Source organism: Stenotrophomonas forensis (genome assembly GCF_028752115.1).
In the GTDB taxonomy this organism is placed as follows: domain Bacteria; phylum Pseudomonadota; class Gammaproteobacteria; order Xanthomonadales; family Xanthomonadaceae; genus Stenotrophomonas; species Stenotrophomonas forensis.
This window is the reverse complement of sequence record NZ_CP082270.1, coordinates 1786352-1806816: the sequence shown is the minus strand read 5'-3', so window position 1 is coordinate 1806816 and position 20465 is coordinate 1786352. Positions and strand designations below refer to the sequence as shown.

Annotated in this window: 33 protein-coding genes; 16 read left to right on the top strand and 17 right to left on the bottom strand. The window is 61.9% G+C overall.

Features of this window, described 5'->3' with window-relative positions; genetic code table 11:
- Nucleotides 1-447: 447 nt before the first annotated feature.
- Nucleotides 448-738, top strand: coding sequence for a hypothetical protein (locus K5L94_RS08600; protein WP_274512433.1), 291 nt, complete (start codon nucleotides 448-450; stop codon nucleotides 736-738).
- Between the two features lie 177 nt (nucleotides 739-915).
- On the opposite strand, the gene K5L94_RS08595 is transcribed toward K5L94_RS08600, so the two are convergent.
- From K5L94_RS08595 to K5L94_RS08575, 5 genes are read right to left on the bottom strand one after another with little or no spacing between them, the layout of a single operon-like run.
- Complete coding sequence (locus K5L94_RS08595; protein ID WP_274512432.1) at nucleotides 916-1197, bottom strand: hypothetical protein; 282 nt, start codon at nucleotides 1195-1197, stop codon at nucleotides 916-918.
- Complete coding sequence (locus tag K5L94_RS08590; RefSeq protein WP_274512431.1) at nucleotides 1194-1397, bottom strand: hypothetical protein; 204 nt, start codon at nucleotides 1395-1397, stop codon at nucleotides 1194-1196. The genes K5L94_RS08595 and K5L94_RS08590 overlap by 4 nt, the downstream gene beginning before the upstream one ends.
- 55 nt (nucleotides 1398-1452) lie before the next feature.
- Nucleotides 1453-1935, bottom strand: a complete 483-nt coding sequence (locus K5L94_RS08585) for a hypothetical protein (RefSeq protein WP_274512430.1) — start codon at nucleotides 1933-1935, stop codon at nucleotides 1453-1455.
- Nucleotides 1932-2366 (bottom strand): hypothetical protein, encoded by a 435-nt coding sequence (locus tag K5L94_RS08580; protein WP_239684375.1) that lies wholly within the window; start codon nucleotides 2364-2366, stop codon nucleotides 1932-1934. The genes K5L94_RS08585 and K5L94_RS08580 overlap by 4 nt, the downstream gene beginning before the upstream one ends.
- 17 nt (nucleotides 2367-2383) lie before the next feature.
- A complete protein-coding gene (locus K5L94_RS08575) occupies nucleotides 2384-2872 on the bottom strand; it encodes a glycoside hydrolase family 24 protein (protein ID WP_274512429.1) in 489 nt (162 codons plus the stop codon).
- Nucleotides 2873-3001: 129 nt separating this feature from the next.
- On the opposite strand from K5L94_RS08575, the gene K5L94_RS08570 reads away from it, so the two are divergent.
- Nucleotides 3002-3220 (top strand): hypothetical protein, encoded by a 219-nt coding sequence (locus K5L94_RS08570; protein WP_142234516.1) that lies wholly within the window; start codon nucleotides 3002-3004, stop codon nucleotides 3218-3220.
- Nucleotides 3221-3280: 60 nt separating this feature from the next.
- Here the strand turns inward: K5L94_RS08570 and K5L94_RS08565 are convergent, their stop codons facing one another.
- The 7 genes from K5L94_RS08565 to K5L94_RS21965 all read right to left on the bottom strand — a co-directional run bounded on the left by K5L94_RS08565 (nucleotide 3281) and on the right by K5L94_RS21965 (nucleotide 9336).
- Nucleotides 3281-4384: a ParA family protein gene (locus K5L94_RS08565; protein WP_274512428.1), complete on the bottom strand. Its 1104-nt coding sequence runs from the start codon at nucleotides 4382-4384 to the stop codon at nucleotides 3281-3283.
- 173 nt (nucleotides 4385-4557) lie between these two features.
- Nucleotides 4558-5043 (bottom strand): hypothetical protein, encoded by a 486-nt coding sequence (locus K5L94_RS08560; RefSeq protein WP_274512427.1) that lies wholly within the window; start codon nucleotides 5041-5043, stop codon nucleotides 4558-4560.
- Nucleotides 5040-5999: a hypothetical protein gene (locus tag K5L94_RS08555; RefSeq protein ID WP_274512426.1), complete on the bottom strand. Its 960-nt coding sequence runs from the start codon at nucleotides 5997-5999 to the stop codon at nucleotides 5040-5042. Before K5L94_RS08555 ends, K5L94_RS08560 begins: the two co-directional genes overlap by 4 nt.
- Before the next feature lie 259 nt (nucleotides 6000-6258).
- Nucleotides 6259-7692 (bottom strand): replicative DNA helicase, encoded by a 1434-nt coding sequence (locus K5L94_RS08550; protein WP_274512425.1) that lies wholly within the window; start codon nucleotides 7690-7692, stop codon nucleotides 6259-6261.
- The gene (locus tag K5L94_RS08545; protein ID WP_274512424.1) at nucleotides 7692-8489 is read right to left on the bottom strand and encodes a helix-turn-helix domain-containing protein; all 798 of its coding nucleotides are present in this window, start codon (nucleotides 8487-8489) and stop codon (nucleotides 7692-7694) included. The genes K5L94_RS08550 and K5L94_RS08545 overlap by 1 nt, the downstream gene beginning before the upstream one ends.
- Entirely contained in the window at nucleotides 8486-8761 is a 276-nt protein-coding gene (locus tag K5L94_RS08540) for a hypothetical protein (RefSeq protein WP_274512423.1), read from the bottom strand. Before K5L94_RS08540 ends, K5L94_RS08545 begins: the two co-directional genes overlap by 4 nt.
- Before the next feature lie 278 nt (nucleotides 8762-9039).
- The gene (locus tag K5L94_RS21965) at nucleotides 9040-9336 is read right to left on the bottom strand and encodes a YdaS family helix-turn-helix protein (protein WP_425507580.1); all 297 of its coding nucleotides are present in this window, start codon (nucleotides 9334-9336) and stop codon (nucleotides 9040-9042) included.
- Nucleotides 9337-9418: 82 nt separating this feature from the next.
- Here K5L94_RS21965 and K5L94_RS08535 point away from each other — a divergent pair, with 82 nt between their 5' ends.
- The 3 genes from K5L94_RS08535 to K5L94_RS08525 all read left to right on the top strand — a co-directional run bounded on the left by K5L94_RS08535 (nucleotide 9419) and on the right by K5L94_RS08525 (nucleotide 10889).
- Nucleotides 9419-10105, top strand: coding sequence for an XRE family transcriptional regulator (locus K5L94_RS08535; RefSeq protein ID WP_274512422.1), 687 nt, complete (start codon nucleotides 9419-9421; stop codon nucleotides 10103-10105).
- 17 nt (nucleotides 10106-10122) lie between these two features.
- The gene (locus tag K5L94_RS08530; protein WP_274512421.1) at nucleotides 10123-10455 is read left to right on the top strand and encodes a hypothetical protein; all 333 of its coding nucleotides are present in this window, start codon (nucleotides 10123-10125) and stop codon (nucleotides 10453-10455) included.
- Between the two features lie 128 nt (nucleotides 10456-10583).
- A complete protein-coding gene (locus K5L94_RS08525; protein ID WP_274512420.1) occupies nucleotides 10584-10889 on the top strand; it encodes a hypothetical protein in 306 nt (101 codons plus the stop codon).
- Between the two features lie 244 nt (nucleotides 10890-11133).
- Here K5L94_RS08525 and K5L94_RS08520 read toward each other — a convergent pair whose 3' ends face one another.
- Together K5L94_RS08520 and K5L94_RS08515 are read right to left on the bottom strand one after the other, a co-directional pair.
- On the bottom strand, nucleotides 11134-11454 hold the full coding sequence (locus K5L94_RS08520) for a hypothetical protein (protein WP_274512419.1): 321 nt from the start codon (nucleotides 11452-11454) through the stop codon (nucleotides 11134-11136).
- Nucleotides 11455-11622: 168 nt separating this feature from the next.
- Nucleotides 11623-12102 (bottom strand): Arc family DNA-binding protein, encoded by a 480-nt coding sequence (locus K5L94_RS08515; protein WP_274512418.1) that lies wholly within the window; start codon nucleotides 12100-12102, stop codon nucleotides 11623-11625.
- A gap of 90 nt (nucleotides 12103-12192) precedes the next feature.
- Between K5L94_RS08515 and K5L94_RS08510 the strand changes: the two genes are divergently transcribed.
- The 9 genes from K5L94_RS08510 to K5L94_RS08470 all read left to right on the top strand — a co-directional run bounded on the left by K5L94_RS08510 (nucleotide 12193) and on the right by K5L94_RS08470 (nucleotide 16525).
- Nucleotides 12193-12363 (top strand): hypothetical protein, encoded by a 171-nt coding sequence (locus K5L94_RS08510; RefSeq protein WP_274512417.1) that lies wholly within the window; start codon nucleotides 12193-12195, stop codon nucleotides 12361-12363.
- Nucleotides 12360-13100: a phage regulatory protein/antirepressor Ant gene (locus K5L94_RS08505; RefSeq protein ID WP_274512416.1), complete on the top strand. Its 741-nt coding sequence runs from the start codon at nucleotides 12360-12362 to the stop codon at nucleotides 13098-13100. Before K5L94_RS08510 ends, K5L94_RS08505 begins: the two co-directional genes overlap by 4 nt.
- A gap of 522 nt (nucleotides 13101-13622) precedes the next feature.
- Nucleotides 13623-14006 carry a hypothetical protein gene (locus tag K5L94_RS08500; protein WP_274512415.1) on the top strand — a complete coding sequence of 128 codons (384 nt, stop codon included), beginning with the start codon at nucleotides 13623-13625 and terminating at the stop codon, nucleotides 14004-14006.
- Nucleotide 14007: 1 nt separating this feature from the next.
- The gene (locus K5L94_RS08495; RefSeq protein ID WP_274512414.1) at nucleotides 14008-14250 is read left to right on the top strand and encodes a hypothetical protein; all 243 of its coding nucleotides are present in this window, start codon (nucleotides 14008-14010) and stop codon (nucleotides 14248-14250) included.
- On the top strand, nucleotides 14247-14507 hold the full coding sequence (locus tag K5L94_RS08490; protein WP_274512413.1) for a hypothetical protein: 261 nt from the start codon (nucleotides 14247-14249) through the stop codon (nucleotides 14505-14507). Before K5L94_RS08495 ends, K5L94_RS08490 begins: the two co-directional genes overlap by 4 nt.
- Nucleotides 14504-14818, top strand: coding sequence for a hypothetical protein (locus K5L94_RS08485; RefSeq protein WP_274512412.1), 315 nt, complete (start codon nucleotides 14504-14506; stop codon nucleotides 14816-14818). The genes K5L94_RS08490 and K5L94_RS08485 overlap by 4 nt, the downstream gene beginning before the upstream one ends.
- Nucleotides 14796-15287, top strand: a complete 492-nt coding sequence (locus K5L94_RS08480; RefSeq protein WP_274512411.1) for a hypothetical protein — start codon at nucleotides 14796-14798, stop codon at nucleotides 15285-15287. Before K5L94_RS08485 ends, K5L94_RS08480 begins: the two co-directional genes overlap by 23 nt.
- Before the next feature lie 314 nt (nucleotides 15288-15601).
- Entirely contained in the window at nucleotides 15602-15871 is a 270-nt protein-coding gene (cas2, locus tag K5L94_RS08475; RefSeq protein ID WP_274512410.1) for a CRISPR-associated endonuclease Cas2, read from the top strand.
- A 186-nt stretch (nucleotides 15872-16057) separates the two neighbouring features.
- Nucleotides 16058-16525, top strand: coding sequence for a hypothetical protein (locus K5L94_RS08470; protein WP_008267471.1), 468 nt, complete (start codon nucleotides 16058-16060; stop codon nucleotides 16523-16525).
- 4 nt (nucleotides 16526-16529) lie between these two features.
- Here the strand turns inward: K5L94_RS08470 and hemN are convergent, their stop codons facing one another.
- Entirely contained in the window at nucleotides 16530-17939 is a 1410-nt protein-coding gene (hemN, locus tag K5L94_RS08465) for an oxygen-independent coproporphyrinogen III oxidase (RefSeq protein ID WP_274512409.1), read from the bottom strand.
- Between the two features lie 44 nt (nucleotides 17940-17983).
- Nucleotides 17984-18424: a group III truncated hemoglobin gene (locus K5L94_RS08460; protein WP_053451278.1), complete on the bottom strand. Its 441-nt coding sequence runs from the start codon at nucleotides 18422-18424 to the stop codon at nucleotides 17984-17986.
- 178 nt (nucleotides 18425-18602) lie between these two features.
- On the opposite strand from K5L94_RS08460, the gene K5L94_RS08455 reads away from it, so the two are divergent.
- Together K5L94_RS08455 and K5L94_RS08450 are read left to right on the top strand one after the other, a co-directional pair.
- On the top strand, nucleotides 18603-18890 hold the full coding sequence (locus K5L94_RS08455; protein ID WP_053449326.1) for a hypothetical protein: 288 nt from the start codon (nucleotides 18603-18605) through the stop codon (nucleotides 18888-18890).
- On the top strand, nucleotides 18887-19936 hold the full coding sequence (locus K5L94_RS08450; protein ID WP_053511149.1) for a 4Fe-4S dicluster domain-containing protein: 1050 nt from the start codon (nucleotides 18887-18889) through the stop codon (nucleotides 19934-19936). Before K5L94_RS08455 ends, K5L94_RS08450 begins: the two co-directional genes overlap by 4 nt.
- 1 nt (nucleotide 19937) lies before the next feature.
- On the opposite strand, the gene K5L94_RS08445 is transcribed toward K5L94_RS08450, so the two are convergent.
- On the bottom strand, nucleotides 19938-20174 hold the full coding sequence (locus K5L94_RS08445; protein WP_008267971.1) for a hypothetical protein: 237 nt from the start codon (nucleotides 20172-20174) through the stop codon (nucleotides 19938-19940).
- Nucleotides 20175-20465: the final 291 nt, after the last annotated feature.

Below are 20465 nucleotides of genomic sequence, written 5' to 3'. Positions count from 1 at the left end.
GCCTTGCATCGGCTGCACATCGGCTCTCGATCCAACTGTGCTCTACGCGTGCGCTGCCAACGGGCTGTGCCGTACAGCTGGGCGAAGGCAGTACCGCCAGCCTGACGAGTCCTGTTACGGAGCGGAGTTCGCTCGCCTGCCATCAGTAGTGCCTCCTATCCAAGCAACACTCTCTTCCTTCGCACCTTGATCGTGGGCAGTCGCTCCTCCTTCTCACCCAGAGCTTGCGCCACGTGCTGTGCTCGGAGGCCGATACACATGGACGGAAACGATCTTGGCCTCTGCGCTGCAATGAACCTTTTTCCCGGGGACGGCGGTCAATCGACCGATCTCCGATCAGGCCATTCGGCACCCGATTCAGAAATTTAGAAGAGAAATTTACATTTTCATCTTGCATATTTTTTAAGAAGCGCTTAAATTATTTGCACACCACAACTGGAACTACAAATGCTTAAGCACCACGAAGTTGCGTTTCAGGCTTTCATCGACCAAGTCGTCCGTACCGGCGCAGCGAGCACGACGTGGGAGTCGCTCTATTCATGGTTCAACACGACCAGGATCAGCAAGACCGTTTGGCGCCAGATCCATGCGCAGTATTTGGAGCTTTGCGACTACTACGACTGGCAAGGTGACACGCCCGCGCTGAGCGCTCTGACATTCGACGCATCGGTAACGCTCATTCGCGGCCCATTTGAACGCGAAAAGCTGAGCGTTCTGTCTGAAGAAGGCATCGGCTAAGGGAGCGTCGCTTGCGCTGCGGGGCGCCATTTCAACTTTGGCGTCCCGCTCACGCCCGCCCTTCTCTACCTTGGAGTCAGCCGGCTAGTTGGCCGCTTCGAACTCATTGCGGCCTCTGAGACCTTCCTGCCACTGCACTCGCCATAGGCCGCAGCGAGCGCAGGAATCCGCACCCGTTCACTTGACCAGGTCCGGCACAGGTTTGCCCTGCACCTGATCAATGGCTTCGAGCTGGGCCTCGTACTGCACCAAGCATCGCTTCCGGCCGTTGCTCACGTCGAACACCGCCGATGGCGGTGCCTCCTTCACCCACTTGCAGCGCTTGCGCAGCTGGGCGTCGATCGGCACGTAGGTGGCCACGGGAACCGTGATGACGGCAGCTGGCGGCGGGTTCGGCTTGGTAGGTGCGGCCTGGCACGCGGCCAGCATCGAGGCCACCGGCAGCAGTGCGAACCTCATGCCGCGATCCTCCTGCCGAGAGTGATGGGTGATTCCAGGGTGCGATCCTCCTGCACGAACGCAGCGGCGATCTCCAGTACCAAGTCCACTGCCATGCACCACAGGTGCAACGCTGGAACCTTCGGGCTGCCGGTCACCTGGGAATCGCTGTCTTCGCGCAACCAAGCAGGCACACCGAACAGGCGGCCCTCGTGGGTCATCCCGGCCTCAATGGCGCTTTCCCTATCGATGTAGAGCCATACTGGGAGCCGCATATCAGTACCCCTTCAGTGCCGGGCAGGCGGAATCGAGCAGCTCCAGTGCTGCCTTACAGGTGTCGGGCCTCTGTTCGTAGCGGCCGCGCCAGGTGGAAACCTCCTTCTCGGATGCCTCGATCTTTCCAGCCAGGTCCTGGAGGGCTGCCGCGCTCTCTGCCTTGAGGGCTTCCAGCTTCTCGGCCTCCACCCTCAACGCGGCGGCGACCTCGGCCAGGCGCTGATCGCGGGTGTCTACGTCCGCCTGCAGTCGGGCAGCGTCGGCCTGCCAGTCGGCCCGGACCTTGATCACCTGGGCGCTCAGGTCGCGGATCTTCTGCTCCTTCTCCCAGGCAGTCAGCCCGGACACCATGCAGCCGAATGCCAGCACGGCGCACACCAGCTTGACCTTGCTGCCGGGCTTGCTCAGCCACTGCAGCGCGTCCGCAGCAGCGCCTACGATCAGCGTCCACAGCGCGCGAAGGAATCGAATCACTGCGTTCATGGCTTGTCGCCTCCGATGGCGCCGGTGGCTTTCTCCACCATGCGCACGTAGCCGGGCAGCAGCCGGCGAATCAGCACGCCGGATAGGCCGGCCAACGGCAGCTGCGGGGCGCCTGCCAGTGCCGGCCAGATGGATGCCGCAACGGCAATGACCCATGCGGCCACGATGGCGTAGGCCACGACCGCAACGGCCAGGGCGGCCCAGCGCGCAGCAGTCTGCAGGAAGCGGTGCCCGCGCCGACGGCTGGCGTCAGCGGCAACTCGCTCTGCATCCTTCTCCGGCAGCAGCAGGACGCCAATCAGGGCGCCGGCCATTGCCACGAGCAGCACGGATTGAGGCACGCCGAGGATGACTCGCTCGGCCTCGCGGAGGGCGTCCGCCGTCGCCGGCGCCACCACCGCGGCGGTGAACGTCCCGACGATGATTTTCATGGTGCTCACGGGCTCGGTCACGGCGCCACCGTCCCGCCGGCCTTGCGGTACACGGCGAGCAGGTCGGCAAGCTTCTGTTCGTGCTGGCCGTAGCCCGCGCCGGGCAGGCTCGCCCAGGTCTTGCGGACGGCCTTGATGGCTTCCTCGATCTTCCCCGCCTGGATCAGCGGCAGCGCGCGGCGCTCCCGGATCTGCTGCAGCGCAATCAGGTCCTGGCTCAAAGGCGAGAAGTCCGTCAGGCCGAGCGTTTTCTTGTAGGCATCGTAGTAGCGGCGCAGCAGCTGGTAGCGGCCGGCTGCGGTCGACTGGATCTTGAGCTTCGACAGCTCCACCAGCACGCGCGGATGGTCGGCGTAGCTCTTGAACAACTGCCCGCCAACGATCACGTCGTAGCCACGGCCTTTGGTCGCCTGCTTGCCGTTGTCCGTACCTTCGGACCAAGCCAGCATGTCGAGGAAGGCCACGACGTTCACGCCGCCAGCCTGTTGGGGAGTGATCTGCGCCATGGCATCTCCATAAGACAGAGAACCCGGACTGAGCCGGATGTAAGGGTTTCAGCTAATTAGTGAAGCTGCCTTTGTGCTTGCTCAACTTGTGGAGCACGATGGGCGTTCCATCACACAAGGGACTCAAACATGGCCGCAGACGAATTCACATACTTCGCGATGTCTACCGTGCGCCTCGCCCACATCAGTGCGATTAGCGACGTAATCGACAACGGGCCGGAATCCGGCAGCAGTCGCTACCAGGTCAACGTCATCGTCACCGGGATTACGCTTTCGGAGAGCTATGCCGCTGAGCCCGATGCCCGGCAAGCCCGCGCCGTTCTTCTGGACGCGTTGGAGGACTACTAAATTCCATACAAAGTGAAAAGCCCCGGCTGGGCCGGGGCTTGGATTCGAAGTAACAGTTGGCTAATTCGTCAGCTCAATGATTGACTCAGCCAGATGCTGGAACACACGACCGAACTCTTCGCGGTTCGCCTTCATCGTTTGCAGGATCTCTCCAGTCTGCTCAATCTGCGCATCGGAAAGCGCGAACACGGGCACGCTGTACTTCTGAGACTGCGCCACAAGGGAATTGAAGTCCGAGATATTCGCCAGATTGAACGGGCCCGTCTCATTCACACTTGCTTGGAAGCGCTTGAATGAAACGATCATCTTCTTGGCGTTAAGCGCAGGCGCCAGCTCATTGTCGACTGTCTCGTCAATTCTATTGATCCACTGCTGGAACGACTTGGCAGGCGCACCGTTTCGTGGGCGATACTTTTGCGACAAGAAGCCAAGCATCACCGGCGGCTCTTCGGGAATCGGATAGATCAGCTCCCTATCCCGGAAGAAATCAATCTCATCCGACCAGCGAGGAATCGTCTTCGATAGCGAACGGATGGCCTGCACACAGAAGAAATCAGGCGCAGTCGGAACGATGAAATGATCACTCGCCATCAAGATGCACTGATTGAGCGCACCCACGCTGGGACTCATGTCCACCAAGACAAAGTCCGCGCCGATTTCCTCACCTGTCAATCGGATCAACTCGCCAATGCTGCCAGGCAAGTTTCGGATGGCTGGGATTGAGTTTCGCGTGGTAAGTGCCACGCTAAGCTGCGTTTCGGCCTCTGATAGCGCGATGTTGCCGCAGAGCACAAAGAGGTTCGGATTGGCAGTCGCTGCAGGCTCGGCCGGCTCCAAACGCCTCAGATCACCGTCGATGACCGGCTTGAGTCCGGCATAGACGTCTGACATTGGATACTTCGCGTAGTGCTGCTCAATGTCAGCGTCGTCTGTATAGCCGAGAGCAAGGGCAGTGAGATTGCACTGCGGATCGGCGTCGACGAGAAGGACCTTATGCCCGAGTTCTGCCAACTTCCAACCCACATGGAACGTCGAGGTCGTCTTGCTAACCCCACCCTTGTGGTTAAAAAACGAAATAATCTTCAAGTCCTTCCCCTGATGTCTGGAGCCATCCATTTGGCCCGACGCGGATTTTCGCACGCCCATCTGGGATTTGCCTCTCATAGCAACATGTTCCGTTGAACTTGGCCGCTAAGGCGGCGCCTTTAGACCCTATAGAATACAGCTTGCGTAGACCGCTATGCCTCTTCCAACGCAAACGGCCCGCCGATTGGCGAGCCGCTTGGTACGCGCGTAGTAAGCGCATGATGGGATTTTGGGGGGTGTTTTCCGTCCCGTCAAGCCGCTTCGTGGAAAAGCTGGACTTTGACCTCCCGCAGAGCTGTGAATCGCTGCTCCTCCAGCCACGCACCCGCTGCCCTAACCCTGGCCTCGAGCTTCTCACGGCGGGAGAAGATGAGGTACGCGTACTCGCTGTAGGCGGAGCCAGTGACCCTTCCTCCCGCCATCTGCTGAATGGCCAAGGCGCCTCCAAACCTGGTCAGGACGATTTGCTCACGGCTATCGCCCTCCTTCCTTTCGGCATCTTCCCATTCCCTCAGCAAGGCCACCTGGTGCATCAGCGTCGAGCCGTAGTAGGTTTCCAACGCCATCACCCCCACCCGTCCTACCGAACGTGCGGCGGCCCCGATGGCAGCCGCAACGTCCTGATCGGTGAACCGAGGCGGGCCCCCGACGAAGTACCCGTCGCGAAGGTCGCGATAGGCAGACTTCCCCATCAGAGCAGCGATGCGCTCTTCGATCGGTCGCTTGTCAGTGCTCATCTGGATACCCCGATTACGATCTTGGTGACGTTGTGCTTGCGATGGAGAGCCGCTTCAATTCTCTGGATCCAGGCTTTGGGATCACCTCCGCCACCCAAACGATCGATCGCTATCTTTCCCACGAGACAGCGGTCTTTCCAGTCGTTGACCAGGAAACAGGCGCCCGTCAGATCGCAACTGAGAAAGGCATCGATGGCCCGCACAGCATCCTCTGCCGCGGATACTGAACTATCGGTTCGTGACAACGCCGCGCTTAACTCCCGCCGCCCCTTTTGCGCCCCGCTTTCGATCAGCGCGTCCGCATCGTCATAGAGCTTGCGGAGCTTCCTGAGATCATCCGCCATAGGAGCCACGTAAGATGGTTTGCAGACTACGATGGACGCAATTGGAGGCAGTGTGATCCGAACGATCCTAGCGTCCTTGATGACCTCTCCGTCGCTATCCACCTTTGCTGGGGTCCTGCCTTCGACAATGACCTCACCCGAAGTCCTGGCGAGATCCTCAAGTCTGGACTGATTCTTGCGACCCACCGCTTCCATGAAGCCGTGCAGCGCGCGGCGGCGGCCATCAAGGCGTTCGAACGCAGTCACCACCGCAGCCCTGGCGCTATCCCTATCGGACAAAAGCTCGGACAGCCTCAGCTTGACCGCTTCGTCATCGATGCTCTTCTGCGCTAGGTTGATATCGCGCATGATCGTGCTATCGGCGTCGTACTTCTTCTTCGCGCAATCTCCGCCGATGATCGTTAACCCACCTCCTGCTACGCGTGCCACCCAACCCTTTTTGTGGGGCGTCCTGCAAAGTGTTCCGGCCTCCTTGAGCGAGCAGCAGTACATTTCCTCCTTTTCGAAGGCGTACCAGCCGACCAAGCCGACGTAGGTCTCCGCCGAGATGGGCCGCTCCTTTTCAAACTCCGGCAAAGCAGTTATTTCAGCCCGATTCTTAAATTGCTTCATGACTAGATAGCTCCTTGCGGCAAGGACAGCGGAGAGAAGGCGGATGGCGGAAGCTCCAAGGGCCCAGTCCAGATTTTCAAGCAAGACTGCCCGGTAATCATGAAAGTCGTACGGAATCGCGACCCCTGAGATTGGCAAGCCTCGGCGGTGGTTGAACGCTGGCCGCGATCACGCCACAGCAGGCGGTCAAGCCTCTGAGCCTGCTGGTCGAGCGTATCGGCGCAATGCCTGAGTGCTTGGGATCCTGTTGGGATGATGGTCATCGACCGATCCCCCCGTAGGACCTACGGCCAGGACCATAGCTGGTCCGGCGCGGCGGTTGGTCGTCGTTCGCGGCCTCCGGCTTGCGCGGCAGCGGGCCGTCCCAGTTGTCGATGCGCATCTGATCGAAGCGGTTCTGGAGACTGATGCGCTCGCCGGCGCGGATATTTCGACCCTTCGCGAAGTGCATCTCCACGACGCCCTGCAGATGGGTTTGCTGCTCGGGGGTGTCGTAGTAGTCCTCGCGGTGCAGGAGCACCACAACGTCCGCCTTCTGTTCCAACTCGCCCGATTCGCGGAGATCAGAGAGGGTGGGACGCCGGTCGGTTCGACCAGTGACGCTCCGATTCAGCTGTGCCAGGGCCACGAGTGGGATCTTCCACTCTTTGGCCAGATCCTTGCCCTTCTGCAGGATACGGCCGTACTCGAAGCGTGCCATGCGGGGATCCACGTCGAAGTCGTGAATGTGGTCGATGACCAGCAGCTGCAGCGGCGTGCGCTGATGCATGCGGCGGGCGCGGGCCTCGAACTGCCGGACGTTCAGAGAGGCTGTGTCATCGATGTACAGCGGCGCCGCCTTGAGGTCCCGAATGGTCGGTGTCAGGCGACTCTGATAGATCTCGCTGTCCTCGGCTCCGTGGCCAGGACGGGTAACCCACTCGTGCGGAATCATGCCGACGCTGGCCACATTGCGGTCGTGGCAGTCGTCCATGCTCATTTCCAGACTGAACAGGCCGACCGTGACACCCTTCAGCGCGGTGTACACCGCAACATTCAACGCCGCGATGCTCTTGCCCATGCTCGGGCGACCCGCAATCAGGTACGCAGTCGACGGCTGCAACCCGTGCGTGACCCGATTGAACTCTGCCCAAGGGGTTTCCAGGCCGGTCAGCCCACCGCCATTGTGGTAACGGTCCTCCCAGCGCTTGTACCACCCGTACATGGTCTCTCCGGCAAGCCGAAGACCGCCGCGCTGGGCCGGCTGCAGCCCGGCGATGTCCTGCGTCAGCTCAGCCAGGAGCTCAGGGAACTCGCGGCCATCCTGCTGCCGCGCAGACTCCATCGCCTTGCGTCCGACCTCGGCCAGTCGTCGCCGGCCGGCGTACTGCATCACGATTTCGGCGTACGCAGCCACGTTGGCAGCCGACGGCGTCGTACTAGCCAGCTCCGTGATGTAGGTGCCATCGCCGACCAAGTCCAGCTTCCCGCGCGCCTCAAACCACTCGCCGATGGTGACCGCGTCAAACGGGCGCTGCTTCTCCGCCAGCGTGCGGATCGACTCAAAGATCAGCTGATGATCGTGACGGTAGAAGTCCTCGGCGGACAGCGTGTCCGACACCAGCGGCCACGCCTCGGGAGCCAGCATCAGGCCACCCAGGACCGCCTGCTCCGCTTCAAAGCTATGCGGGGGAAGATTGGGGTCAAAGCGCATCAGCCCTGCTCCCCTTTGCGATTGTTGTGGTAAGTGCCCTCAATGACCTTCAGCAGGTTCTCCTCGGACTTGATCAGCCACGGCAGCGATACTTGGAAGCTGTTCACCTTGCCCATGAGGTAATCGCTATCCCGCATCCACTCGAACAGGCCACGCCACCATTCGACCGTCTGCCTTTCGGGATCCGCCTTCCAGCGCGCGCGCAGGTGGGCCTTTCGACTGTCGCTCCACCCTTGCACGACGGGGCAGTTCGGAAGCTCCCTGTGGTAGGCGGCGATGATCGCCTCGTGAGGGCAGCCGGTAGTCGACCTGCCACCGAGCAGATCTGCCCGCTCATCCGCTTCGTCAGTGGCGCCTTCGTCACCGGCAGGTGACCCATGGGTTTCTTCTTGATGGTTATATGACGGATTGGCTGCACCACGTGCACCGCGTTCGGTCGTGGCGTGCACCCCGTTAGTGTCGTGGCGTGCACCCCGTTCCCCTTCACGGGGTGCACCACATGCACCCCGTTCCATGATCAGGTCGTAGCAAATCGGGCGGCGATCTGCAGCGGGAATGTACGCCGCAACGATGGCCTGATTACCCTTCCTGATGACTCCAGCTTCAAGCAACTGGCCGAGGCGAGCCCGCACTGTGCGAACAGCCAGGCCTGTGTCCTGGGCAAGCGTTGCTGCGGAGGGAAACGCGTTCCTGCCGTCCTTGTCAGCGTAGTTGGCCAGGCACAAGAGCACGTGCCGGGAGATCGACTCGGTCGCAACTTGCTGGTCCAGCGCCCATGTCATCGCCTGAACACTCATGCCGATGCTCCCGACACTTCCGGGAATGCAGCCAGCATCAACGTGGCGAAGGCGCCCAGGTGTTCCGTCGTGATCCAGCGCTTGCTGGACATTTGCTGGATCCACTCCAGCGCCTGCTGCGGGCCTGAGCAGTAGAAGTCATAGGTAGGCTCATCGCCCTCACGGCTGCGGTCGTAGACCTCCACGGCAATGCGGCCGTCGGGCAAGCGCTCCTGCAGTCTGACCAAAGGACTTGCGCGACGTTCTTGGACATGGGCCAGGGCTTCCTGCATTACCTCGCCGTAGGCGCGCAGGCCTCGGCCATGCAGATTTGCAGCGGATTCGTGTTGTGGCATAGTGGCCTCGCTCTGAACGAAGCCTCCGCATCTGTCTGCCCGACAGCGGGGGCTTCGTTGCATCTGGACATTGGGTTGTCCCCCGAGCGCGTCACGCTCGTAGCGCCAGACACCTACATGGCCACTTCCACATGCAGGGTGGTCGCCGTCCTTGCCCCCTCGCGCCCGATCCTTCAGGCGAGTTTTTGTTCTGTGCCTCCGGCCAGCCCGGGTCGTTATGCCCTGCTCTTTCCGGACTCAACTGGCTGCAACGTCACTCCATAGGCGATCACCCTGCCTTGCGCATCCCGGTCCCATCGCAGATCCGGACGAAGAAGCTCGCAACTGACACCAGTCGCTACCTCAACCAGCGGAGCTAGGTAGGGCGGGGTCAAGCCACCCTGGAGATTCAGCCAGCTCCAGACGTGTCCTTGGCGGATGGGATGCCCTAATGCGGTGACCAGATCAGCAAGGGCCTTCTGGCCGCCGGCTGCGGCAACCGCGGACCTGAGATGCTCAATGGGTTCGCTCATAGGAAGGGAGGCTACTACTTTTCCTGTAGAACCACAACTATAATTGTTTGACGATCACAACAAGGATGGTCACGCTCCCGGTATGGATACGACCCTTGCTGAGCGATTGGTCGCAGCGCGCGAGCGCTCCGGCCTGTCTCAAACCGCCCTAGCCAAGTCTGTGGGGATTTCCCAGCAGGCCATAGCCCAGCTCGAATCCGGTAAGGCCAAGAAGACCGGGGCACTTGCTGAGATTGCCCGGTCACTGGACGTCGACCCGCTATGGCTGGCGCTAGGCGTCGGCGACATGCTGGGAGCGCCGCCCCAGGGTCACCAAGCGGGCGACAACGAGTACACCGACGTCACTGGCTACTCTCAGGCTGTTGGCCTGGGGGCGGCGGGTGCCGAGGCTGAGGAGTACGCTGAGACCCATAGCCTGAAGTTCAAGAAGACCAGCCTGCGCCGGCGGGGCATCTATGGGCGGAACCTGGCCATCTACTACGGCAAGGGCGACTCGATGGAACCAACCATTGAGGACGGCGATGCGATCCTGTTCGACACCTCAGACACCCGAGTGGTCGATGGGCTGATGTACCTGATCCAGGTGCACGGCGCCGCCAACCCGGAGTACTACGTAAAGCGAGCAATGGTGCTGGATGGCACGGTATTCTTCGCAAGCGACAACCCGAAGGGCGACCACCACTGGCAGAAGCCGCGGCGGATGGACTCGAAGCGGGAACCGATCACGGTCGTTGGCCGTGTCCACTGGATTGGCGGATGGGCGGATTGAACGCCTAAGGAAATCGAATGCATCTTTCCATCAACGACGTGCAGCGCTTCTTCATCGCGAAAGGCGTACCCAACACCTGCCCAGTCTGCGCGAGTGAAAACCGCTACATCACCGGTTTCGGTAATGGCGAAGCAACGACTGCGTTGACCTACTGCGATCACCCTGAAGGTCCGGTTGGCTACCTGCAAATGCTCCCAAGTCGACTAGCGAAGCCCGTTGTCGCGGTGGAGTGCAGCAATTGCGGCAACGTTCAGTGCTTTGCCTACCACGTGATTTTCAACTGGGTACTCCAGAACCCGCTGTACACACCGATTATGCCGCCTCCTCCTACCAATGCAGAGGAGTTTTGACCATGGCGTCTACGGGCAAGGGAATGCCGCCCCAATGGAAGGGCCCGCCAGAGTCCAACGGTGGAGCGACGCAACCGCACGTAGATGAAGGCGGCGGCGGCGGCGGCGGTTCGATATATGATGCGCCCATGCATGAGCGCGTCGCAAAACTCGAAACGGTCGTGGCAAACCTCGCCACAAAAGTGGATATCGAGGCTTTACGTGCCGATATCGAACGGGGCCAGAAGGAAAACCGCGCCTGGATGCTGGCAACGGTTCTCGCATTGTTTGCGGGAATCCTTGGCGCTGGTGGCTTGGTTCTGACTGCGCTGAAGCCGAGCTCAGCGCAACAGTCGGCGGTGATGGCCGCACCACAGCCAATCATCATTCAGATCCCCCCCCAGCCCCAAGGCGTGGCACCGGCCCAGCCACCGCCCCCATCGGCCAAGCCCTGACCCCAGAGACCCCGCTCCGGCGGGGTTTTTCTTTGGCGGAAGCCGTCGTTCCACAACAAGAATGGTAATTTCCAAAAATCAACAAAAATTATTGTTGATTCATCCACAATTGTAATTGTAGCCTAACCCCATGTTGGCAACGGCCGATCGATGGGGTGAACCAATGAAGAGTCTCGCGGGACGATGCCGAAGCAGCTCTCCCCTCGCCCACAAGCTCCAAGCAGACGGCCGCCGTAGACCGTCTTCAGCGGTCGTAACTCTTGCCGCCCGTGGAAATGTCGTAGAGCGCCTGGCTGTACGGCAAGCGGAGCAAGACAGTGCTTTTGCTCGCGACACCACCCATCATCCCCATGCGGCACAGCAGCGACACGCCGCCCATTTCTCGCTCGCACATGGCATCGGCGCTGTCGATGAACTCGGTCTTGTTGAGCCGAAGAATGACCAGCGTCTTGCCCTCGGGAATAGCGCCGATAGGCTGGATGACGAAGATCGTGAGCTGCGTGTAGACCACGATGGCCAACACCACAAGCACGATGAGCAGAATGCTGACGGTCTTCCTAGTCATGGGATCCCCCTGTCCATAGTCCCGGATCGGATCATGACACGGCTCGCGCTTGGTGGGAGACCTGAAGGCAGGCAGCCGCATCTAGCCAGCAAGCCAAACCCAGCACTGCATACGACGCAGGTACGGCTATCGCCTGGGCGCACGCCAGTGACCGCTGGCTTGAGGGAGTCAGCGCTCCTTCTTGGTCTTGGCGCCCGCGTCCGCTTCTTCCGACTCCGGCAATTCGGGCAATCCTGCTGCGTTACGCAGAACGTTGTTTTTGCTAGCGGCAGCGGCACGTCGGTAGACGTCTGCCAGCGTCTTAAACATGTGGTGGAATTTGTCCACGTCGTCTTTTGGCAACGGCGTCGACTCCTTCAAAACCAAGTCCAAGAAGGAGTCTGCCTGGATCACCATTCCTCGTGCAGTCTCGGCATCGTCTTTCTGAGTCCGGACGTTTTGGGCCAACTGCCCAACGATCCTGAACACCTCGTCGTCATCCATCGTCCGACGAAAGCTCGCCTCAAGGCGAGCGTTGATCTCAGCATTCAGGGAACGCCCGGAAACGCTCGCAGCGGTCTCCAGCTGCTCGCGCAGTTCCGGCTGCATGCGCAGTCCGAAGGGATTGATGCTCGCCGTGGACGGCCTAGTTTCGGTCTTCTTCGCCATAGCTACATCATGAAGCCAAAAACCCCTTGACACCATGACTACATGGTGTAACTAATAACACTATGTAGTCACCAGCCTAACGGAGACGACATGAAGGACCGCAAGACCAAGACCAGCGACACCAACCCGTTTGGCCTGCGCATGGACCCCATGGTGCGCGAACGCGCCCAGGCGAAAGCCGACGAGCTGGAACGTAGCCTCAACTGGACCATCAATCATTTGTTGAAACAGGCCCTGGGCCTCAAGGAGCCGTCTCCGTGACAAACCTCGTATCCCTCAGCGGCGACACCGCCGTAACCAGCACCCAGACCATCGCCGGGAACACCGACAACGATCACTCCAGCGTCATCAAGCTGGTGCGGACCTACCTTTCCGATCTTGAGGAGTTCGGCTTGGTCCGATTTGAAATCCGACCAAGATCCCAGGGCCAGCACGGTGGTGGAGACACCGAGTACGCCGAACTCAACGAGCAGCAGGCGACCCTGCTCCTGACGTACATGCGGAACAGCCCGATCGTGCGCTCTTTCAAGAAGTCCCTGGTGAGGGCCTTCTTTGATATGGCCCAAAGGATCAAGATGCGGGCCTCGGACCCGATGGCCGTCTTGAACGATCCCACTGCGATGCGCGGCCTGCTTCTGACCTACACCGAGAAAGTGATCAGCCTGGAACAGACGGTCGCCGAGCAGGCACCGCAGGTGGCCACGCTGAATCGGATAGCTGCTGCCGATGGCTCACTGTGCATGCGAGACGCGGCCAAGGTTCTGCAGGTGCGCCCAGTGGATCTGCGGCGCTGGCTGGTTGCTCATGGATGGGTCTACCAACGACCGGGCCATAGCGGCTGGCTCGCCTATCAGGACCGGATCCAGCAAGGCGTCATGTGCCACAAGGTCACGACCGTCCAGCGCGATGACGGAACCGACAAGGTCGTTGAGCAAGCCAGGATCACGCCAAAGGGCATCGCCCGCATTGGCGCCGAACTGGCAAAGGCAGCGGCATGAATCCTAACCCCCCTCTTCAGAGCGGCGGTTACGCCACACCGACGAGTCGATCGCCATCTAGGCTTCTTCTTGCGGCCTGGGTGGCCATCGGCAGCGCAGCGGTTGTGCTGGTTCCGCTGCGATTGATCGAGATGGCAGTCGCACACAACCGAAGCGCCCTTCTTTGTGTCGCTACAGCAAGTGATGCATCTTCCCCGACTTTTGCATTTTCACACGCGAACCTGAACCAAGGAAACCTGAAAGATGAGTAGGGAAATGCCTACCCCTGTTGGAAAGCCAATCGTCATGAGGGTAAAGGCGGGAACCACCGTCTTTATCGGAAATGGCATCCAGATCCAGCTGCGCGGCGCGCACAGAAACCGAGCCGAGATCCACATCTACGCCCCATCGAACATGGACGTAGACCGAGCTGTGACCTTCGAGCCCGATTGGAACCTCAAAAACAGTGACGGCCCGGGCGTTGCAGCGCCCGAGCCGTCAGCCACGCCGCACCCGTAACCGTCAGATCACAAGGAAGCCAACATGGCGAACAACAGTGTACCCGCGGCAGAGCCGGCCGCAGCCCCCCGTCTTGCAGTCGGCGAGCACTACCTGACCTCGATGTGGCGGGACAACCCGCTCTCGGACTTCCTCACCAACCGGCTGTTCCAGATCGACCGGAACACAAAGGCCTCCGTAGCGATCCTGGAAGTTCTGCGCCGCGACTTCACTGGCAGCCAGGATGTGCGTGACATCGGCTCTGACGAAGAGCCGGTTCTGCAGGACAAGTTGACCGAGCACACCATTGATGGACTGATGCTGGCGATGGAGAGCCTGCTGGGCGACGCGGAGAACCTGCTGGACTACGTTCGCGAGAACCAGAACAACGTATGCCGCCACCCGCTCAAGGGGGTGGCCTGTGGCTGATATGACCCTCACCCAGGAAGAGCCGTTCAGCCTAGTCCCGGTGCAGAGCAATGCCCCCATGTTCAAGGTGTGCGCCGGTATCGACACCGCTCACAGCGACTTGAAGGCCAGCATCTACTTCGACTACGTGCAACGCCAGCTGAGCAACCTGGATAGCGACAGGATCACCGACGACGACATGTTCGTCCTTGGCGACCTTCTCGAGATGTGTAGGGCGCTGCGCTACGCCGGAGGTGCGCAATGAGCAACTCGGACAACGTGGCAAAAACTAAGGAAATCGCAATCTCCGGATCTCCGCTTGTGGTGGCATCCGGGCAGGATCTGGACGTCGCGCTGAGCAAGGCCAGGCTTCTCACTGATCACGTCCAGGCACTCCTCTGGCAAGGCATGCGAAGTGCCGCCGGCAAGGACGTCTCTTTCGGATACGACGAGGTCGTGACGATGGATTTTCTTCTCGATATCGCGACCGGCCTGTATCGGGCTGCAGGAGCGGAAGCATGAGCATGTTTGATGATCTGCTGGATATGGGCCACGTGGAGCAGGAACCGGACTTCCTGGTTGACGCCAAGGGGGTGCGATGTGTTCGCCGGGCCATTACGTTCGGGCTCCATGCGCTGGTGCAAGTCCAGAAGGCCAAGGAAGTCCAGAGCGCAACGGATGGAGACGGCCAGTCGTGGCCGGATGATTTGCGTCTCGCGATGCCTGGCGAGTCGTTCGTCGCAAGCATTGGGGAGCTGGCAGACGCGTTGCTCTGGATTGAGTATGCCAGCCACGTGAAGGAGATACGCGATGACGCTGCAGCTGATCACTGAACTGCGGTCCGCCGCTGCCACTCTTCGCCTCCCTGGTGGCACGACCACCGACCGGATCAGCGCCGAGCTGCTCGAACGGGCGGCGCAGAAAATAGCGCTGCTGCAGCGCGCGCCGCTGCCGGCCACTACCGTGAGCGATCTCGTGCCAATGAAGCAGGACGGCTGGTCACTGGAGGGCTACTGCACGTGGGCGATCCGCGCGGCCGAACGAGCGCATGGCATTGGTGGCGAACCTCCGAACCCACCACCTCCCACCTGGGCCGGGGCACCGCACGGCTACAACTTCCGAGCTATGGACAGCGACGGCCGCTGGTACTGGTTTAAGAATCGCCCCTATACCGAGACGCTAGGCACCCACGACGGCTGGGACAGCGACGAGAGCATCCGCGAGGCTCGCGGCCTGCATTTCTACCCTGGGTGGGCAAATACGTTGGAGGCACGACCGGAGGTGGCAAATGGCCGAGCATGACCACACCCTCGCAGCCCTCGCCGCCCTAATTGAAGGCGACCGCTGGCTAAGTGCGGACTCTTGTGCCGTCCTCCTAGGTTTGACGACCCAAGAAGGAAAGCCCAACCGGCGCGGCTTTCTCGAAAGGCTGGCATGCCGCCCTAGCTTCCCTCCCCCACTTCAAATCGGAAACGAGAAGAAGTGGAAGAGGTCTGAGGTCCTGAGGTGGGCCGACGAGGAAAGACGGGCCAAGCGTAGAGCGTGAGAGCTTGGAGAAAGCCATTCCCCGCGCTACGCTCAGGTGGCCCACAGGGGGCTAAACAATGGAGTGTTACGTGGCACTTTTCCTTGTGTCTTACGACATCATTGAAGGAAATTCGTACGATGCGATCATCGACGAGTTGAAGCGACTAGGTGCCGTCCGCACCCAACGCTCAACTTACTTCGCAAGCGTTACGACTGACAGTGCTCCAGGATTCTTGCAGCATCTGAAGAAGTTCGTGGATCCCGAAGACCGTCTTATGGTGATCAAGCTGACCGAAAAACCTGCGCATACGGTCGGTCTGAAGGGAACCAATGCCTGGCTTGAAGAACACTTTGGCTGAGCTCACTGAGTCCCCGGAGCTTTTCCGGGGGCTCAATAGCTGCCAAGTCTTGCAATTGCCCCCAGATTTTCCCCAGAATCCCCCGAACCCCTTGCAGCACAAGGCCTTCTGATTCCGGCTCCGGGCACCAACATCGCAGCGCAGGATGGCGTCCGCCCTTCGGGGCATTGCACAAGGAACCCGCACATGAAGCTTTCTGCCCTGATGCTTGCCCTGCTCTGCACCGCCAGTCTTCCGGCGTTGGCTCAGTCGCACTCCGATACCCGTCGCAATCGCGATGGCAGCATGGACATCCGCCACAGCGATGGTTCGTCCACCCGCATCACCCGTGACCTGTCCAAACGCGTGATCGCCGAGCACAGCAACGGCAGCCGCTCGGTCACCACGACCGATCTCAGCGGACGCAAGCGCACCACCTACAGCGATGGCAGCTACTCCGACACCACCACCGATCTGAGTGGCAGGATCATCACCCAGTACAGCAACGGTGCCCGCTCGACCAGCACACGCGACCTGAGTGGCAGGTGGCGCACCGAGTACAGCGATGGTTCGTACTCGACCAGCGTGCAGGACCTGAGCGGCAACTGGCGTACCACCGCCAGCGGCGGCATGGCGGCCAGGCATCCGGAGCGCGGCTTCGGCAAGAAGCGCTGAGTTTTCAGATCGCACGCGAGTAGCGCGGCTGCTCATGCGCCGCGCGCAGGTACGGATCGAAGCACATCGCCAGCAGCCGCAGCAGCGGCCGTCCCGGCTCGCTGGCACGCACCACGCCCTCGCGGTACTCCGCCAGGCCGTCCTCCTGCAGCCGCTGCACCGACCGCAGGTCTTCGGCGAAGTACCGCTCGAAATCCACGCCGTGGCGCTGGCCCAGCACAGCGCCATCCACCTCGCCCTGGCACATCAGCTGCTGGATCAGTTCCGCGCGCAGCTGGTCGTCGGCGCTCAATGCCACGCCGCGCCAGACCGGCAGCTGGCCCTGGTCCACCGCGTCCTCCCACGACGGCAGGTCACGCGGATTCTGGCTGTAGGTGGCACCAATGTGGCTGATCGCACTCACGCCCAGGCCGAGCAGATCGGTATCGGCGTGGGTGGTGTACCCCATGAAATTGCGATGCAGCTGGCCTGCGCGCTGCGCGCGTGACAGATCCTCTTCCGGCAACGCGAAGTGATCCATGCCGATGTACTGGTAGCCGGCCGCGGAGAGCTTCTCGACCGCCAGGCCCAGCAGCGCCAGCTTGTCTTCCGGCGAGGGCAAGCGGCGTTCGTCGATCTGCTTCTGTGCGCGGAACAGGTGCGGCAGGTGTGCGTAGCCATACACCGCCAGGCGATCCGGGCGCAGCGCCAGCACCCGCTCAAGGGTGCGGCCGAACCCCTCCAGGCTCTGCCCGGGAAGGCCATAGATCAGGTCGACGTTGACCGAGCGCATGCCGCTGTCGCGGCAGGCCTGCAGGATATCCAGCGTCTGCTGCACGCCCTGTATGCGGTTGATCGACTCCTGTACGTGCGGATCAAAGTCCTGCACGCCCAGGCTGGCCCGGTTGAAACCCAGCCGCGCCAGCATGGCGACGTCGTGGGTATCGATGAAGCGCGGGTCCAGTTCGATCGAAAAATCGCGCTGCGGCGAATCGCTGAAGTCGAAGCGGCGGCGCAGGCCTTCCACCAGCGCAGTCATCGCCTCGGCTTCGAGGAAGTTCGGCGTGCCCCCGCCCAGGTGCAGCTGGATGACCTCGCGGCCATCCTCGAACTGCGGCGCCAGCAGGTCGGCCTCGGCCAGCACGCGCGAGACGTAGCTGTGGCCACGGCCGCGATCACGGGTGATCACCCGGTTGCAGCCGCAGTAGAAGCAGGGGCTGGAACAGAATGGCACGTGCACGTACAGCGACAGCGCGCGGGCCAGCTGGTTGCTGTCGGCGATCGCCTGACGCAGTGCCGGCGCGTCGAAGCCGTCGTGGAAATGCGGCGCGGTCGGGTACGAGGTGTAGCGCGGCCCGGGCCGATCGTGGCGGCGCAACAGGTCGGGGTCGAAGGTCCAGGCCAGGCCGCCGGCAGCGGGAGAGAACGTGTCCATGGCGCCAGCATCGCGCCGGGCGGCCGTGACCGCCTTGACCCAGATCAATCCTTGGCAGGGATGCCCAGCACCGGCAGGCCGACCTGCGGCCAGCGCAGCATCTGGTAGCGCTTCCAGAAGGTGTCACCGATGCGTGCGGCCACGTCGTTGGCCAGCGCCTGCATCGGCGGGTTGTTGCATTCGGCGGTGGTGATGCGGAACAGCACCAGCCAGCGGTCGAACAGATCCTTGTCCAGCTCGATGGCCATGTGCTTGGACATCGGCGAGCCCTTGAAGCGGCGGGTAGCGCGCAGCATCGCCGACCAGAAGTCGACCAGCTGCGCCAGGTGCTCCGGCCAGTCGTGGACATGCGCTTCGAACACCGGCCCCAACCGCTCTTCTTCGCGCACGCGCGCATAGAAGTCGTGGACCAGGCGGGTCACGTCCTGCTCGGTACACAACTCGGGCGAGGCAACGGGGAGGACAGGCGGAGGCGTGGCGTTCATCGGGTACCCAAAGCGTGCCGGCAGTGTGCCGCAGCCGGCCGGCACCGCCGTTGATCCAGATCAATGTCGGCGCAGTTCGCTGCCCCTAGGCTGGCACGCTTGCAGGAAGCATGCCCTGCGGATGCTGCGCCGGACCAGGCGGAGTATACGCGCCGCCCACTTATCGATCCGGGACAGCATGAACAGACCCTCCCTCAGCCGCCGCCAGCAGCTGATCCAGCATTGGGGCGCCATCCTCTGGCCCAGCTTCATCGCCGCTGGCGTGGCCAGCATGGTGTTCTTCGCCTTCGTCGATCCGTTGCGCCTGCAGGCCATCAGCTTCCCGGGAACCACCATCAGCCGCGAGCTGGGCTATACCGCAGGCTTTTTCATGTTCTGGACGGTGACGGCGCTGTCCAGCGCGGTTACCTGGTACCTGCAACGGCCGATGCCGAGCGACGACGACGACGAGCTGCCACTGGGATGAGTACGCCCTGCCCCACGACGCCGCGCCCGCGGCACTGGCGCGGCATCCTCAGCGCAGGCCTGCTGGCACTGTTCTATGCGCTGCCCTGGTTGCGCTGGGACGGTCATCAGGCCGTGCTGCTGGACATCAATGCCCGGCGCTTCGACCTGTTCGGCTGGACGCTGTGGCCGGGTGATGTGGGAGTGCTGATTGGCCTCTTGGCAGTGCTGGCGGTGAGCCTTGCACTGCTCACTCATCTGGCCGGACGCATCTGGTGCGGCCATGCCTGCCCCCAGACGCTGTGGAGAGGTGCCTTCGACTGGATCGGCCACACCGTGTCCCGGGCACTGCCGCCGGCACTGGCGCGGCCGGCCACGCAGCTTGCATGGGGCCTGCTGTCGCTGTGGACCGGAATCACCTTTGTCGGCCTGTTCAGCCCGATCGCCGGGCTGGTGGCTGCCGCGCCGCACGCCGCCTGGAGTGGCTGGGAAACGTTCTGGGTACTGTTCTACGCCGCTGCCACCTGGGGCAATGCCGGTTTCCTGCGCGAGCAGGTCTGCCGTTCGCTGTGCCCGTTCGCACGCATGCAGCCACTGCTGACCGATCCGCATACACCGCGTGTCCTGTATGACGCGCGCCGCGGCGAGCCGCGCGGACCGCGCCCATCCGGCCTGGGCGGCGTGCTCGGTCGCGGCCGTGGCCTGCTCGACCCGACCACCGCGCAGGACTATGTGTTCCGTGCCGCGCATCCGCTGCTGGCAGGACCGATGCCAACGTTCAGCGCAGACCGCCTGGGGGACTGCACCGACTGCGCCGCGTGTGTCAGCGCCTGCCCGATGCAGCTGGACATCCGCCAGGGGCCGCAGGCCGATTGCCTGGCCTGCGGCGCCTGCCTGGAAGCCTGCGCACAGCACCAGCACCGGGCCGGTTTCGGCCGGGGGCTGCTGCGCTACTGCAGTCCGCAGGTCATGACCGGCCAGCCGCGGCGCTGGTGGCGACCGCGAACCCTGGCCCTGCTGTCTCTGCTGCTGGCGCTGCTTGCCTGCGGCGGCTGGCGCCTGCTCTGAATCAGCGCGGCCCGTCGGCGTGCGGCGGGACCAGCTGTGCACGGCGGACAATGCCCAGCTGCTCGATGATCAGCGCCATTTCGTTGGTGACTTCGGTGCGTTCGGTCCCCTGCGGGACCAGGCGATCCAGCACCTGCTGGTAGGTATCCCAGAACGCCGGACCGCATCCGTGTTTGTGATAGCTGGCTTCCAGTTCGCGGCGTACCCGTTCAGCCAAGCCATGCATGCCGTATTCCATACGACCTCCGTTGGACTTGTTCTGCATTGTTGACGGTCTACCGACTCACTTGCGTGCTACTGAAAGACTCCCGGGCTTCACGTCCGGTTGATGCCAATTAGTCATAGATTTCACGACAGGTCAATTACATGCACCGACTTTCGTGATCGAAATTATTAATCGTTCACAAAACTACATACGCTGCCCCGGTGGTGCCGGATGGGTTGAACCCGACGTGCCCTCCGGCCGGCAGACGCCGAACTCCTATTGACGACACTGATTGAGTTCTTTCGATCCATTGAATTTGCCCAT